This window comes from Basilea psittacipulmonis DSM 24701 (assembly GCF_000743945.1).
Classification (GTDB): Bacteria; Pseudomonadota; Gammaproteobacteria; order Burkholderiales; family Burkholderiaceae_B; genus Basilea; species Basilea psittacipulmonis.
In genome coordinates, this window is sequence record NZ_CP009238.1 from 593,574 (window position 1) to 608,332 (window position 14,759).

The 14,759-nt window shown below is 40.6% G+C and carries 13 protein-coding genes and 1 tRNA gene; 10 read left to right on the top strand and 4 right to left on the bottom strand.

All coding sequences use genetic code 11. The annotated features are described in order from the left end of the window. Positions 1 to 172 precede the first annotated feature (172 nt). On the bottom strand, positions 173 to 997 hold the full coding sequence (gene efeU / locus IX83_RS02585; RefSeq protein WP_038498876.1) for an iron uptake transporter permease EfeU: 825 nt from the start codon (positions 995 to 997) through the stop codon (positions 173 to 175). A gap of 478 nt (positions 998 to 1,475) precedes the next feature. Between efeU and argC the strand changes: the two genes are divergently transcribed. From argC to glyA, 6 genes are all read left to right on the top strand, one after another. Then, a complete protein-coding gene (argC, locus tag IX83_RS02590; protein ID WP_038498879.1) occupies positions 1,476 to 2,519 on the top strand; it encodes an N-acetyl-gamma-glutamyl-phosphate reductase in 1,044 nt (347 codons plus the stop codon). A 389-nt stretch (positions 2,520 to 2,908) separates the two neighbouring features. Then, on the top strand, positions 2,909 to 3,274 hold the full coding sequence (gene erpA, locus IX83_RS02595; RefSeq protein ID WP_038498882.1) for an iron-sulfur cluster insertion protein ErpA: 366 nt from the start codon (positions 2,909 to 2,911) through the stop codon (positions 3,272 to 3,274). A gap of 554 nt (positions 3,275 to 3,828) precedes the next feature. Beyond that, positions 3,829 to 4,983: an anhydro-N-acetylmuramic acid kinase gene (locus tag IX83_RS02600; RefSeq protein WP_038498885.1), complete on the top strand. Its 1,155-nt coding sequence runs from the start codon at positions 3,829 to 3,831 to the stop codon at positions 4,981 to 4,983. A gap of 39 nt (positions 4,984 to 5,022) precedes the next feature. Next, the gene (gene tyrS, locus IX83_RS02605) at positions 5,023 to 6,249 is read left to right on the top strand and encodes a tyrosine--tRNA ligase (protein ID WP_038501430.1); all 1,227 of its coding nucleotides are present in this window, start codon (positions 5,023 to 5,025) and stop codon (positions 6,247 to 6,249) included. Between the two features lie 14 nt (positions 6,250 to 6,263). Continuing rightward, positions 6,264 to 6,911, top strand: coding sequence for a YbhB/YbcL family Raf kinase inhibitor-like protein (locus IX83_RS02610; RefSeq protein WP_038498888.1), 648 nt, complete (start codon positions 6,264 to 6,266; stop codon positions 6,909 to 6,911). A gap of 16 nt (positions 6,912 to 6,927) precedes the next feature. Continuing rightward, positions 6,928 to 8,172 (top strand): serine hydroxymethyltransferase, encoded by a 1,245-nt coding sequence (gene glyA, locus IX83_RS02615; RefSeq protein ID WP_038498891.1) that lies wholly within the window; start codon positions 6,928 to 6,930, stop codon positions 8,170 to 8,172. 399 nt (positions 8,173 to 8,571) lie between these two features. On the opposite strand, the gene mgtE is transcribed toward glyA, so the two are convergent. Together mgtE and IX83_RS02625 are read right to left on the bottom strand one after the other, a co-directional pair. Then, positions 8,572 to 10,026, bottom strand: coding sequence for a magnesium transporter (gene mgtE, locus IX83_RS02620; RefSeq protein WP_051919121.1), 1,455 nt, complete (start codon positions 10,024 to 10,026; stop codon positions 8,572 to 8,574). Between the two features lie 8 nt (positions 10,027 to 10,034). Beyond that, positions 10,035 to 10,895, bottom strand: a complete 861-nt coding sequence (locus IX83_RS02625; RefSeq protein ID WP_038498894.1) for an inositol monophosphatase family protein — start codon at positions 10,893 to 10,895, stop codon at positions 10,035 to 10,037. 61 nt (positions 10,896 to 10,956) lie between these two features. On the opposite strand from IX83_RS02625, the gene IX83_RS02630 reads away from it, so the two are divergent. Further along, positions 10,957 to 12,153, top strand: a complete 1,197-nt coding sequence (locus tag IX83_RS02630; RefSeq protein ID WP_038498897.1) for an FAD-dependent oxidoreductase — start codon at positions 10,957 to 10,959, stop codon at positions 12,151 to 12,153. 5 nt (positions 12,154 to 12,158) lie between these two features. Here the strand turns inward: IX83_RS02630 and IX83_RS02635 are convergent. After that, positions 12,159 to 12,235, bottom strand: a tRNA-Pro gene (locus tag IX83_RS02635). Between the two features lie 121 nt (positions 12,236 to 12,356). Between IX83_RS02635 and IX83_RS02640 the strand changes: the two genes are divergently transcribed. The 3 genes from IX83_RS02640 to IX83_RS02650 all read left to right on the top strand — a co-directional run bounded on the left by IX83_RS02640 (position 12,357) and on the right by IX83_RS02650 (position 14,756). Then, positions 12,357 to 12,929 carry a TMEM165/GDT1 family protein gene (locus tag IX83_RS02640; RefSeq protein ID WP_051919641.1) on the top strand — a complete coding sequence of 191 codons (573 nt, stop codon included), beginning with the start codon at positions 12,357 to 12,359 and terminating at the stop codon, positions 12,927 to 12,929. Positions 12,930 to 13,027: 98 nt separating this feature from the next. After that, positions 13,028 to 14,089, top strand: a complete 1,062-nt coding sequence (gene pyrC / locus IX83_RS02645; protein ID WP_038498903.1) for a dihydroorotase — start codon at positions 13,028 to 13,030, stop codon at positions 14,087 to 14,089. Further along, complete coding sequence (locus IX83_RS02650) at positions 14,076 to 14,756, top strand: O-methyltransferase (RefSeq protein WP_038498907.1); 681 nt, start codon at positions 14,076 to 14,078, stop codon at positions 14,754 to 14,756. The genes pyrC and IX83_RS02650 overlap by 14 nt, the downstream gene beginning before the upstream one ends. Positions 14,757 to 14,759: the final 3 nt, after the last annotated feature.

Here is a 14,759-nt window from a genome sequence, read left to right on the forward strand (position 1 = left end):
GAGCAGACGGGGTGTTTTTTTACTAGTGTTTAAGCGGTTTTGGGAGATGATGATTGACACCGTGCTGATTAAGACAGCTTGGTTTATCGTTAAATGTGTGAAGTGTTGAATTAGAATGATTGATATGAGAACACCCCATCGATGATATGACGGGGTGTTTTTTTACTAGTTTTTAAGCGGTTTTGGAAGTGGAAGTGTTTCTTAAAAATAAGTACAGCACTGGAATTAAATAGGCAATCCAGAAAAAGAAATCGCTAAAAGTAGGATGTTCGGTATATCCAAAAAATCCGTGCATAATCGTTCCAATTGTGCTGGATTCTCGCATAAATCCAGACCAGTCGGCAATTTGAGTTTGTCCGATATTCCACCAACCTGCATTGTGAAAATTACGGAAAGCAACAGCTAACAATCCCGCCGCCACAATAATAAGGAATACGCCAGTCCAACGGAAAAATTTTGCCAAATTAATACGCACGCCACCTTCATAAATTAGCCAACCTACAATGGCCGCTACCATTAAACCTAGCACACCGCCTGATATGACTTCCCAAGAACGAATGTTTTGTGCAGCAGCTAAGATGAAAAAGACTGTTTCTGTGCCTTCGCGTACAACAGCCAAAAATGCCATACCACATAAAGCCCAGCTTGCGTGGGTTTCGTCATGTCCATGAATAGCCGCATTGACCGAATTCTCTAGATTTTTTTTCATATGACGAGCGGCTTTTTTCATCCAAAGAATCATATAAGTGAGCATGGCAACCGCAAATAAAGCAATACATCCCGATATGATGCCTTGTTGTTTTTGAGGAAATTCACCGATAATGTAATGAATAAGAAAACCTGCAACCGCACATAAAACACCTGCAGAAATTACGCCTAACCACATTTTGGGCAAATAACGTTCTAAATGACTTTGTTTTAAGAAGGTAGCAACAATTCCAACGATTAACGCGGCTTCCATACCTTCACGCAATAAAATAAAGAAAATGACTAGCATCTACTACTCCAATCGTTTCTCAGAATGAAAATCATTTTTAATGATGGCATATTATATATCGTTATTCTTTTTTTGCAGAAGCACAATAAACAAAATAACTACTTGTGTAAAAAAAACGGATAGATGATAAGTTCAAAAAAAATAAGTTGCTAGGAGTGTGATGGGTAAAATTTATAGAGGGGGGTGATGGGTAAAAAAGGGGGTATGCGGATTAAGGTTTAGGCGAGTGTTGAGTAAGAACAATACCTGCTTGCCGAATGAGGAAACACGGATAGATGATAAGTTCAAAAGAAGTAAATTGCTAGGAGTGTGATGAATAAAATTTATAGAGGGGGTGATGGGTAAAAAAGGGGGTATGCGGATTGAGGTTTTATCGGTGTTGGGAGAAGTGAAGTTTTTGTTTTCTTTGATGGATGCACGATGAAAGGGATAAGTTTATAATGTCAAGATTGTTTGTTGTTAAGTGCTGGAGTTTAGAATGATTAAAGTAGGTGTGGTGGGTGCAACAGGTTATACAGGTGTTGAGCTATTAAGAATATTATCTCAACATCCTGAGGCAGAGATTAAGGCGGTGACATCGCGAAGTGAAGAGGGCATGTTAGTGTCTGATATGTTCCCCAATTTGAGGAAAAATCTTGATTTGAAATTTACCACGCCTGAACATGCGAATTTAGAAGACTGCGATGTGGTGTTTTTTGCAACCCCTCATGGTGTGGCTATGTCACAAGCCGCTTCATTATTAAAAGCAGGTGTAAAGATAATTGATTTGGCAGCTGATTTTAGACTTCAAGATACGGATGCTTTTAAAAAATGGTATCAGCAGGATCATGTTTGTCCCGATATTTTAAAAAATGAATCGGTTTATGGTTTGGTGGAGAAAAATCGAGAACGTATTAAACAGAAAAAAGTGATTGGAAATCCGGGGTGTTATCCTACTACGGTGATACTAGGATTGATGCCTTTGTTGGAGCAATCATGGATAGAAACGCAGGGAATTATCGCGGATTGTAAGTCAGGTGTTTCAGGGGCAGGTAGAAAAGCCTCAGTAGGTACATTGTTAGCCGAAGCATCAGATAATTTCAAAGCTTATGCCGTATCAGGACACCGCCATCATCCAGAAATTGTTGAGCAGTTAAACGAAATTGCAGGAGAATCGGTTGGGTTAACCTTTATTCCTCATTTAGTCCCTATGATTAGAGGGATGTTTTCAACACTGTATGTGCGGTTGAAAGCGGGACATACATTGGAAGAAGTGCATCAAATGTATCAACAACGTTATCAACATGAGACATTTATCGATGTATTACCTTTGGGAGCTTTGCCTGAAACAAGATGGGTGCGAGCGTCAAATATGTTGCGTATTGGTATGTATATTGCACCTCATGACCCGCAACAGCTAATTCTTTTAGTGGTACAAGATAATTTGCTCAAAGGTGCAGCAGGGCAAGCGGTTCAGAATATGAACGTTATGTTTGGATTAAAAGAAGACACTGGACTGGGTCAAATGGCTATTTTGCCTTGATTTTTTTGTTAATTGAATCGGTGAGTTTATTCATTTAATCATCATGTAGTGAAGATGGCCACCGTCATACGATGAAAATAGGCGATTTACGGATTAATCGCTGAGTTTGTACGTAGTTAGGTGTATTAGCTGAAATGCGTTGGTTTCATGAAAGCGTCTAGATAGGCAACCGCGATACGTGGTGAATCATCGCAACCATGTAGTGAAGATGCTATAGCCACACGATGAAAATAGGCGATTTACGGATTAATCGCTGAGTTGGTCATTGATGAGGTGTATTAGCTGAAATGCGTTGGTTTGTTCACGTAATTATAGAAATATGATTGAAGTGATTTTGTGTTAAAATATTGGGCGTTTATTCCCCTTTTTCCTAAGTTTAGGAGTAAAAAATGTCAGTAGTACAAGAATCAAATTTACAAGAAGTTCCTCCCAGTATTGTGTTTACAGAGGCAGCAGCCGAGAAAGTTCGCGACTTGTTGATCGATGAGGGTAATCCTGATTTACGTTTACGTGTATTCGTGCAAGGTGGCGGATGTTCGGGTTTCCAATACGGTTTTACATTTGATGAAACTGTGAACGAAGACGATACAAAGATTGAAAAAAATGGTGTTGAGTTATTAGTTGACCCAATGAGTTTTCAATATTTAGTCGGTGCTGAAATCGATTATAAAGAGGACATTGAGGGTTCTCAGTTTGTTATTCGTAACCCTAATGCAAGCACGACATGCGGATGCGGAAGTTCTTTTAGTGTTTAATTGAATAACGGTATTGATAAAGGCAGTGCATCGGCACTGCTTTTTTCTTGTCAAAATCTCAGAAATACACTATAGTGCTACAGAAAACGTGTTTATAAACCTGACGGTGTAAATCTGTCAACACAAAGGTTCCACAGAAAACGTGGTTATGAATCGGATAGTGTAAGCTAGTTAACACAAAGGTTCCACAGAAAACGTGGTTGTGAGTCGCATAGTGTAAGTTAGTCAACACAAAGGTTCCACAGAAAACGTGGTTGTGAATCGGATAGTGTAAGCTAGTCAACACAAAGGTTCTACAGAAAACGCGGTTGTGAATCGGATAGTGTAAGCTAGTCAACACAAAGGTTCCACAGAAAACGCGGTTGTGAATCGGATAGTGTAAGCTAGTCAACACAAAGGTTTTACAGAAAACGTGTTTACAAACCTGACGCGGTGAACTCGTAAATACAAGGGTTTTACTAAAAAATACAAGGGTTTTACTAAAATATCGCTATCAATATAATGATGTCATGAGGCCAAAGGTTGGGCAAATATATCTCAAAGGAAGATGAGTCATGAATAAGCAGGCTTACTACATGGGGATGATGAGTGGTACGAGTACTGACGGTATTGATGGGGTGCTGGTTAGTATATCGGGAAAATACGATCAGGATCTCAAGCTAAAGTGTTTGGCTCATGAATATGTGAAGATTGACGATGAATGGCGTGATATTTTGTTGTCCTTGAATGTTAGCGGTGATAATGAATTAGAAAAAGCGGCTTTGGCGAGCATTCATTTGGGCAAACTTCATGTAGCTTTGATAAATCGATTGTTAGAAAAATCATCCTTAACTCCATCATCCATTACGGCGGTGGGCGTGCATGGACAAACCGTAAGACATCGCCCCGATTTGGGTTACACCATTCAGTTAAATGCACCAGCCTATATCGCCCAACACAGCGGTATTAACGTGGTAGCTGATTTTCGCAGTGCCGATGTTGCCTTACAAGGCCAAGGTGCTCCTTTTGCTCCTTTGTTCCATCATATGATTTTTTCGGGAAGTAACGAAGAATCAGAAATGGTCTTGAATTTGGGAGGCATCGCTAATGTTTCAGTTTATCCACGTGGCATGGCTCAAAAAGACTGTTATGGCTATGATACAGGCCCTGCTAATATGCTTTTAGATGCTTGGATTCAAAAGGTATTAGCTCAGCCCTATGATGAAGCGGGACAATGGGGATCAAAAGGACAGGTAAATGACGCATTACTGAACTTTTTGTATCAAAGAGAACCTTGGTTTGAGTTGACTGCACCAAAATCGACAGGCCGCGATCAGTTTAATTTAGCTTGGTTAGAACAAGCGTTGGTGGACTTTTCAGAAGAAGTGGCGGATGTGGATGTTATGGCTACGTTGTATGGATTAACCGCTTATTCCATCATGCGATCGCTTCAATATCAAGGCATACAAAAAGGGCGTTTATTGATTTGTGGCGGTGGTGCAAAAAATCCTTTATTGGTCCAATACATTAAGCAATACAGTGAAAAACTATCTTTGCAGTTATCGATTCAAACATCGGATGAAATAGGAATCCCTTCCCATGTGATTGAAGCGGCAGGATTTGCTTATTTGGCTTATTTGCATATGGAGAAAATACCTGTTGACACAAGAAAATTAACAGGTGCTTTGCATCCTTATATTTTAGGAGCCTTCTATCCAGGATTTTTGTGATAGTATAGAGAACATATTTTATTTTTATCGATGAAAAAAATGTCAAATACTCAAGAAATAGAACTTACACCTCAAGTGAACAAAGCATTAGCCATTATTAAACGTGGTTGCGATGAATTATTAGTTGAATCAGAATTTATCAAAAAACTGATAAAAAGTGAGCAAACAGGTGTGCCATTGAAAATTAAATTGGGCTTGGATCCCACTGCACCCGATATTCACTTAGGTCACACGGTCGTATTGAATAAAATGCGTCAGTTGCAGGATTTGGGACACGAAGTCATCTTCTTGATTGGTGATTTTACAGCCATGATTGGCGATCCTAGCGGTCGAAATGTGACACGTCCTCCGCTTACGGCAGAACAAGTCAAAGAAAATGCAAAGACTTATTATGAACAGGCTAGCAAAATTCTAGATCCTAAACGCACGACCATTCGTTATAACTCAGAATGGTGTGATGAATTGGGTACACGTGGTCTAATTCAGCTAGCGTCGCGTTACACCGTGGCACGTATGATAGAACGTGATGATTTTACGAAACGTTTTAAATCCAACACGCCTATTTCGGTTCATGAGTTTTTATATCCTTTGCTTCAAGGTTATGATTCTGTCGTGTTAAAGGCCGATCTTGAGCTAGGAGGTACCGATCAGAAGTTTAATTTATTGGTGGGTCGTGAATTACAAAAAGAATACGGATTAGAACCTCAGTGTGTTTTGACGATGCCTTTGTTAGTGGGATTGGACGGTGTTGAGAAAATGTCCAAATCTAAAAATAACTACATTGGGATCGATGAAAGTCCAGATGATATGTTTGGCAAAATCATGTCGATTTCAGATGAATTGATGTGGCGTTATTATGAGCTGTTGTCATTTAGAAGCGATGAAGAAATCGCTACCTTTAAACAAGACGTTCAGGCTGGACGTAATCCTCGAGACATTAAAGTCTTATTAGCTCGTGAAATTATTGCCCGTTTTCATAGTGAACAAGCGGCACAGCAAGCCCAAGAGAATTTTGAAGCTCGTTTTAGAGATGGTGCTATTCCAGATGAGATGCCAGAATTTTCTTTTGATCAAGGATTATCGGTATTGAAATTACTGCGTGAAACAGGCTTATGTGCATCAGGTTCAGAAGCGTCTCGACAAGTAGAACAAGGTGGTGTGCGGGTCGATAGCGAGAAAGTATCTGATAAAAATCTAGTGTTGGATTCGGGAACGTATGTTATTCAGGTAGGAAAACGTAAATTTGCCCGCGTCACATTAAAGTAATAGGGGAGACCAAGATGAAATTAAGTAGTCAAGCGATTCAAGATGGAAAAAGAATTGATCCTGTCTATGCGTTTTGTCGTTTAGAACAGACAGAAATGACGTTGTCCGACAATATTAGTCCAGACTTGAGTTGGTCAGACGTTCCTGCGGGTACACTGTCTTTTGCTGTGGTGGTGCATGATCCTGATGCGCCTAGCGTGGCAGATGATGTGAATCAAACAGACAAGGTGATTCCAGAGGATTTTCCACGAGCTGATTTTTACCATTTATTGATATGGGATATACCAAAAGAAGTCACAGAATTACCCAAAGGTGCATTATCTAATGGTATCGTGAATCGAGGAAAATCTGATGACTACTTAAAACAAGGTTCTTCAACGGATTTGCAGGGTGCCAAATTAGGCGTGAATGACTATACGGCGTGGTTTAAAGGTGATGAATCGATGCAGGGAAATTATTTTTCTTACGATGGTCCTTGTCCGCCGTTTAATGATGAACGTGTACATCGTTATTATTTTACGGTTTATGCGTTAAGTGTAGAGACTTTGAATTTAACTGAAAAAGCGGTGACTGGGCCACAGCTTTTATCAGCCATAAAACCATATGTATTAGGCCAGGCTACCTTAGTAGGCACCTATACATTAAATGCCCGATTAGCTTAACTTTAAAGGAGTAGGTATGTTTGACAATACAAGTTTGGCGGATTTTGATCCTGATTTATTTCAGGCTATTGAGAATGAACGTAAGCGACAAGAAGAACATTTGGAATTGATTGCTTCGGAAAACTACACCAGTCCTCGTGTGATGCAAGCACAAGGAACGATTTTGACGAACAAATATGCGGAAGGATACCCTGGAAAACGCTATTATGGTGGCTGTGAGCATATTGATGTGGTGGAACAGTTAGCCATCGATCGTTTGAAGAAAATTTTCGGTGCAGAAGCAGCAAACGTACAGCCTAACTCAGGTTCTCAAGCAAACCAAGCAGTATATTTAGCGGTATTGAAACCGGGCGATACGGCTTTGGGACTTGATTTGGGACATGGTGGTCATTTGACACATGGTGCTAAAGTAAGTTCTTCAGGAAAGTTATATAACTTTATTTCTTACGGTTTAAATGAGAAAGAAGAATTAGATTATGAACAGGTTGAGCGTTTGACCAAAGAACACCATCCAAAACTAATTGTGGCAGGTGCTTCGTCTTATTCTTTGCGTATTGATTTTGAACGTTTGGCACGCATTGCACATGAAAACGGTGCTTTGTTAATGGTTGATATTGCTCACTATGCAGGCTTGGTAGCAGGTGGCCAATACCCTAACCCAGTTCCTCATGCGGATTTTGTGACTTCAACGACTCATAAATCTTTGCGTGGTCCTCGTGGTGGGGTCATTATGATGAAAGCCGAATATGAAAAAATCATCAATTCAGCGGTATTCCCTGGCTTGCAAGGTGGTCCTTTAGAACATGTGATCGCGGCCAAAGCGGTAGCATTCAAAGAAGCGTTATCACCTGAGTTTAAAGAATATGCTGCCCAAGTGATCAAGAATGCACAGGTGATGTGTGAAACATTGATTAAACGTGGCTTTAGAGTGATTTCTGGTCGCACTGAATCGCATATGATGTTAATTGATTTAAGAAACAAAAACATCACAGGTAAAGATGCTGAAGCGGTATTAGGTCAGGCTAATATTACGATTAACAAAAACGCTATTCCAAACGACCCCGCTAGTCCGTTTGTTACCAGCGGTATTCGTTTAGGAACGAGTGCGATTACCACACGTGGGTTTAAAGAAGCTGAGGCTGAATTAACCGCGAATCTTGTGGCGGATGTGATTGAGAACCCTCATGATCCTGCAACGATTGAAGCGGTGAAAAATAAGGTATTAGAACTAACAAAACGTTTACCTGTTTACAGTAAATAAGCTTCATCGTTCAATTCCCTTAATTTGATTAACGACAAAATAGCAAGCAGACCTTGATGTTTGTTTGCTATTTTTTTTGTTCAAAAAATACGGCCATGAATAAGCGTTTAAGAAATGGTATGAGAACACCCACATCTTGTTAATTGTTGTAACAACTAGGGCGAATCGTTGACAAAGATTTAGTGAGGGCAAAACAGAGTCTGGATCATGAGCAAAATCATGGTAATGAATCAGACAGAAAGTTAGGGCAAGAGTGAAGTAGAGTCTGGATCATGAACAAAATCGTGGTAATAAGCTTGACAAGGATTTAGGGCAAGAGCGAAGTAGGGCAAACATAGCGTGGGTAGAACGCTAGGAATGAGATCAGACGTGTTTTTTGATTAGCAATATCTGCTTTGGTTAAAGCAAGAAAACAGTGGCTAAACCTAGGAATAATAAGAATCCTAAAGCATCGGTGCCAAAAGTCAGTAATACAGAGGAGCCAATGGCAGGGTCTTTTCCAAAATGAAAACGAATAAGAGGAATTAAAATACCCAGAATACACCCCAACAGCATATTGCCAATCAAAGCAACGGCCATAACCAAGCCAATGTTCAGTTCTCCCGAGAATATCCATGCAAAAACCGTTGCGATGCTGCCGCCGATAAGTCCCACGATTAAGGTTACTTTGATTTCACGAGCTAGCATACGAAAAACGGTGGATTTTGAAATACTATGATCATCGGCAATCGCACGGATAACAAGGGCCATCGTTTGGTTGCCAGAATTTCCACCAATTCCTGCCACAATGGACATGAGAAAGGCCAATATGACGATTTGATTAACGGTGCTTTCAAACTGTGCCGCTACAATAGATGCACAAGAAGCGGTCAGTAAATTAAATAATAGCCAAGGGGAACGCTTTTTTATCCCGTGAATAACAGGTGCATAAATGTCTTCATTGGTTAAACCTGCACGAGATAAACTTTCTTCATCAGAATCCTCACGAATCACATCGACGACTTCTGCCACGGTAATGCGTCCAATTAATCGATTTTGTTTATCGACAACAGGGGCGGAAATAAAGTCATAACGTTCAAAAGCAGAGGCGGCATCGGCATCTTTATCATTTGGATTAAACGCCAAAAAGTCTTTGTGCATCACATCGTGAACGATAACCTCTGGCATATTCGTCAGTAATTGAGCAATACTGAGTGTGCCTTGTAAACGTTCGTCACGATCCACGACAAAGATTTTATCAGTATGATCAGGCAGTTCAGGTAAACGTCTGAGGTAACGCAATACAACTTCTAGACTAACATCCTCACGAACCCTTACCATATCAAAGTCCATCATGGCTCCTACGCTGCCTTCTGCGTAACCCATAGCGGCCAATAATTGGCTTCTTTGTTTTTCGGTTAAGCCACGTTGAACCTCCGCGACAACGTCATCGGGCAGGTCGTGAACAATATCAGCTAATTCGTCAGCATCAAGATTGTGAGCGGTCTCAATCAAGTCAGTGCGACTCATATTTGAGATCAGTTCTTCCCTTAACCAATCATCGACTTCGAGTAATACATCCCCTGTGATCTCAGGATCAATCAAACGCCAAAGTGTTTCACGATTTGAGGCAGATTGGTTTTGAAGGATTTCTGCAATATCGGCAGGATGGGTGTCGTTAATGACATCTTTTAAGGTGTCAAGATAATGCGTGGGTTCATCAAGTTGTGGTTCGTGGGTTTCTTCACACAGATCATCGTGTTTATTGAGCAAATATTCAACGCGTTCAATAAGCAAATGCAGATCTTCACTGTCGAGGCAACGTTCGCGATCGATATGAATCTTCTTGTCGTGGATATTTAACTCAATAGCCATAATCGTTTTTAAATATGAAAGTCTTGATGAAGATGTGGCGTTAGCATCGCTTTGAATTCATCGAAAATAAAGGCATTGGATGCAATGACATATCCTTTTTCAGGCCATGATTGATGTCCTAATAAATCTTCGGCTATCCCGCCAGCCTCACGAACTAATAACGTTCCTGCTGCAACATCCCAAGGTGCTAAAGCCATTTCCCAATAAGCATCATAGCGTCCACAGGCGACCCAAGCCAGATCCAAAGCGGCTGATCCTAAACGACGAACGCCTCTTGTTTTATGAATGGCATCATTTAACATGGGCATGTATTGTTCTTCAAAAGAGAAATCTCTAAAGGGCATGCCTGTTCCCACAATGGAATCAGCCAAGATACGTGCATCGCTACACTGGATATTGTGTCCGTTTAACTGGGTGCCACCCATATAACTAGCGGTGAACATTTCTTCACGACAAGGATCATAGACAACAGAAACGACAGGTGTTGCTTTTTGGATAGGTGGCATATCAGCAAATAATTTTGTGCCAGGATGAGCGATAAGCCCTAAAGACACTGCGTATTGGGGAATGGCGTGAAGATAGTTGGTAGTGCCATCTAATGGGTCGATATACCAAGTAGCAGGGCCTACGAATTTAGAAGAGCCTGATTCTTCAGCAATAATGCTAAATTCGGGTGTCTCACTACTTAAAATAGCAATAATCTCGGCTTCGGCTTCTCGGTCAGCCTGAGAAACTAGGTCATTTTGAGACTTTTTGTCGATAATCAGTTGTTGTCGATCATTAGCATAAGCTTGTAGAATTGTGGCAGCGGCTTTCGCTGCTTTGATGCCAGCATTTAAAGCTCTGCTAAAATTAAAGGATGAAGTCATTGAAGTGATCCCATTTATTAATAAATTTGATTTGAATTATAACCTGTAACAGGACAACGATATGATTAATCCCGTGAATTCGTCGTACCAAAGCATCAAGTCTCAAGATGACAAAAAAATAGTAGTAGTGGGAGGTGGCTTAGCTGGGGCCAGTATTGCTCGTTCGATTGCAGAACGAGGACAAAAGGTCTTGGTCATCGATCCACTTTATATATTGGGTGCTTCAGTGGCTCAAACAGGTCATTTGGCAGCGGCGATGACACCATTGATCGCAGCGGGAACTGATCAACGTGCAGCGATTAACCAATTTGCATTTGAGTTCACTTACAAAAAATGGCAGGAATGGTTAAGTTCAGACACGGTGAATGCTTGCGGTACCTTAAAACGAGCATTAGAGACGGGGAGCCAAAAAAACTTATTAAAAGCGGCACATAAGCTTCAAGATCCAAATATTGAGATAGTATCAGCAGAAAACGCAAGTCAGATCGCAAAGATAAAAATTGATGAAAGCTGTGTTTGGTTCAAAAAAGCCTGTTTAGTGAAGCTAGATCAGTTAGTATCAGAACTTATCGAACATCCAGCTATTGAAAGGTTATGCACTAAAGTGAATCGTATTGAACGGTCTGCCGATAAATGGATATTGAAACTAGATGAAGATTGGCAATCAGATAATGAAACGGTATGGTCTGAAATAAACGCGGATGTTGTAGTGTTAGCGAATTCTATTGGTGTCAAAACATTATTAATGGACAGTGGTTTGCTAAACGAAAAAGACTACCCTAAATTAAGTCAATTACATGCTTTGGGAGGCCAAGTCTTTTTTGTGGAACAGTCCGATTATGCAGGACCTGAGTGTATCGTTTCTGGATCGGGCTATGTATTGCCTGCTGTTGATGGAAAAGTAGTGTTGGGTAGTTCGTATCAACATGATGAAGTTGAACCTACGGTGACACTGGCTGAACAAAAACGTATCTTAGCAAAGATGCCTAATGAGGTACAAGAAAAAATAACGTTTCATGTACTGGATCCTAATATTGAAACGCCACGTTCGGCTTGGTCGGGTACCAGACCTGTTGTTCCAGGTAGAACACCTGTGATTGGCGAATTGCCGACCGCAAAAGGTATATATCTTGCCACGGCCTATGCCTCACATGGGTTGAGCTGGTCTGGATTAGGAGCTGAGATTATCGCAGGGATGATATTTGGAGAAGCATTACCCTTAGAGGAAGAAGCACTAAAGTTTCTCGCAGTAAGATAATGTATTGGTCGGGACGGCGTGATTCGAACACGCGACCCCTTGCACCCCATGCAAGTGCGCTACCAGGCTGCGCTACGCCCCGACAAAAAAACATATTCTATCAGTTTTTCTTCTTACTCGCAATGATTTAATCAAGATAATATATTCAAGACAAAGTGTTACAATGCTTCTTTTTCTTGAGGTACATCATGATTTGGACAGAAATGGAATCATTTTTAGTATCCTGTGGTGGTATATTTTTAGCGGAATTAGGGGATAAAACACAACTATTGTGTTTATTATTGGCGGTTAAATTTAAAAGAACTTGGCCAATTATTTTAGGCATTACGTTTGCAACCTTAGTAAATCATGGATTAGCTGGATGGGTGGGGCATTTGTTGTCACAGTACATTCATCAAGATATTTTGGCATGGATAGTGGGCTTAGGCTTTATCGCGATGGGGATTTGGATGCTGATCCCTGATAAAGAGCCTGATACTGAACTGGATACGCACGTCTCCACTAAAAGTTTTTTCAAAATATTTGTCACCGCAGCGTTTGTGTTTTTTATGGCTGAGATGGGCGACAAAACACAGCTGGCAACAGTGGCCATGGCAGCACGTTATGACTCGGTCTTATTAGTGGTGATGGGAACAACATTAGGAATGCTTTTGGCTGATATTCCTGCCGTTTTTGTGGGACAAAAATTGGCCCATATTTTACCCATGAAACTGATTCATTTTATTGCTGCCTTGCTTTTTATTGCACTCGGTATCGCAAGCTTGTTTTTTGTTTAAGTCGTGATATAAAAAGCGTTGAAAATAGGCCTTTTTAAAGCTGTTTGGCATGATGTTAAAATGGCGTGAGTATCAAAAAATATCGAATGGATGATAAGATGAGCGTAGAAACATTAACGATTAGACAACCAGATGATTGGCATTTGCATTTAAGAGATGAAGAGGCTTTACGAGCGGTATTGCCAGATACGGTGCGTCAGTTTAGACGAGCCATCATCATGCCAAATTTAAAACCTCCTGTTACAACGACTGAACAAGCGGTTTCTTATCATCAGCGTATTGCATCCGTTTTGGCAGACACATGTCCTAACCAGCCATTTGAAGCATTGATGACCTTATATTTAACGGATAATACGGAACCGTATGAAATTATCAAAGCGGTTGATAGTGGTTTGATTTACGCATTAAAGCTGTATCCAGCTGGTGCTACCACTAATTCTGATGCGGGCGTAACGAACTTAAAACTTTGTTATCCGACGTTGGAAAAAATGCAAGAACTGGGATTGCCATTGTTGATTCATGGTGAAGTAACGGATCCTAATGTCGATATTTTTGATCGAGAAACTGTTTTTATCGACCGCGTCTTAATTCCTTTAAGAAAGGATTTTCCTGAGTTAAAAATTGTGTTTGAACATATTACCACTAAACAAGCGGTTGATTATGTGATGGCAACGGATGAATACGTGGCTGCAACGATTACGGCCCATCATCTTTTATACGATCGTAATGCGATTTTCAAAGGCGGTATTCGTCCTCATTATTACTGTTTGCCTGTTTTAAAACGATCGGTGCATCGAGAAGCTTTATTACAAGCCGCTACTAGTGACAGTCCCAAGTTTTTCTTGGGTACGGATAGTGCTCCTCATGCTAGCGTCTTGAAAGAGAATGCCACAGGTTGTGCGGGTTGTTATACTGGCTTACATGCGATGGAGCTTTATGCGACGGCTTTTGAACAAGCGGGTAAACTCGATAAGTTAGAAGCCTTTGCGAGTGTGAATGGCCCTAAATTTTATGGTCTTGCATTAAATGAAGGGACGTTAACCCTCAAGAAAACACCGTTTCATATTCCTGAATCTTTAGAATATGTTCATGGAAGTCAGTTAATTCCTTTGGCGGCAGGTGAAACCTTGGCTTGGAGCGTTCAGTATGAAAACGAATGATGTTGACCAAGAGGTTTGCACGCAAGTCGAACAGTATTTTGAACAAAAATTATTGCACCGCGATCGCATTCCACAACGGGTGTTGGACTATAATCTGACACAAGCCATTCCACGCATTGCCATTACAGCTACGCAAGGGAAATTTTTGCAGTTATTAGTGAAAATGATTCGTGCAAAAAGAATCCTAGAAATCGGTACGCTCGGCGGATACAGTGCGACGTGGATGGCCTTAGGATTACCTCAAGATGGTCGTTTGATTACCTTGGATTTTGATCCGAAATGCGTTGATATTGCCAAAGAAAGCTTTCGTATCGCTTCCTTAGAATCTAAGGTTGAAGTGCGTCAAGGCCAAGCAGATGCTTTGATGCAGGCTATGATTGATCAAAAAGAACCTGCTTTTGATTTAATCTTTATTGATGCGGATAAAGAAAATAATCCCACTTACTTAAAATTAGCTTTGTCCCTATCTCATTCTGGGACGGTGATTGTTGCAGATAATGTGGTGAGAAAAGGAAAAATTATTCGATCCGATTATAAAGGGAACAATATCCGAGGATTGCGTCAGTTTTTTGATGATATTGAACTCAATGAAAGGCTAGAGGGTACGGCGTTACAAACGATGGTACCGAGAGGCTGGGATGGTATTGGCATATTTTTAGTGAAATAGACC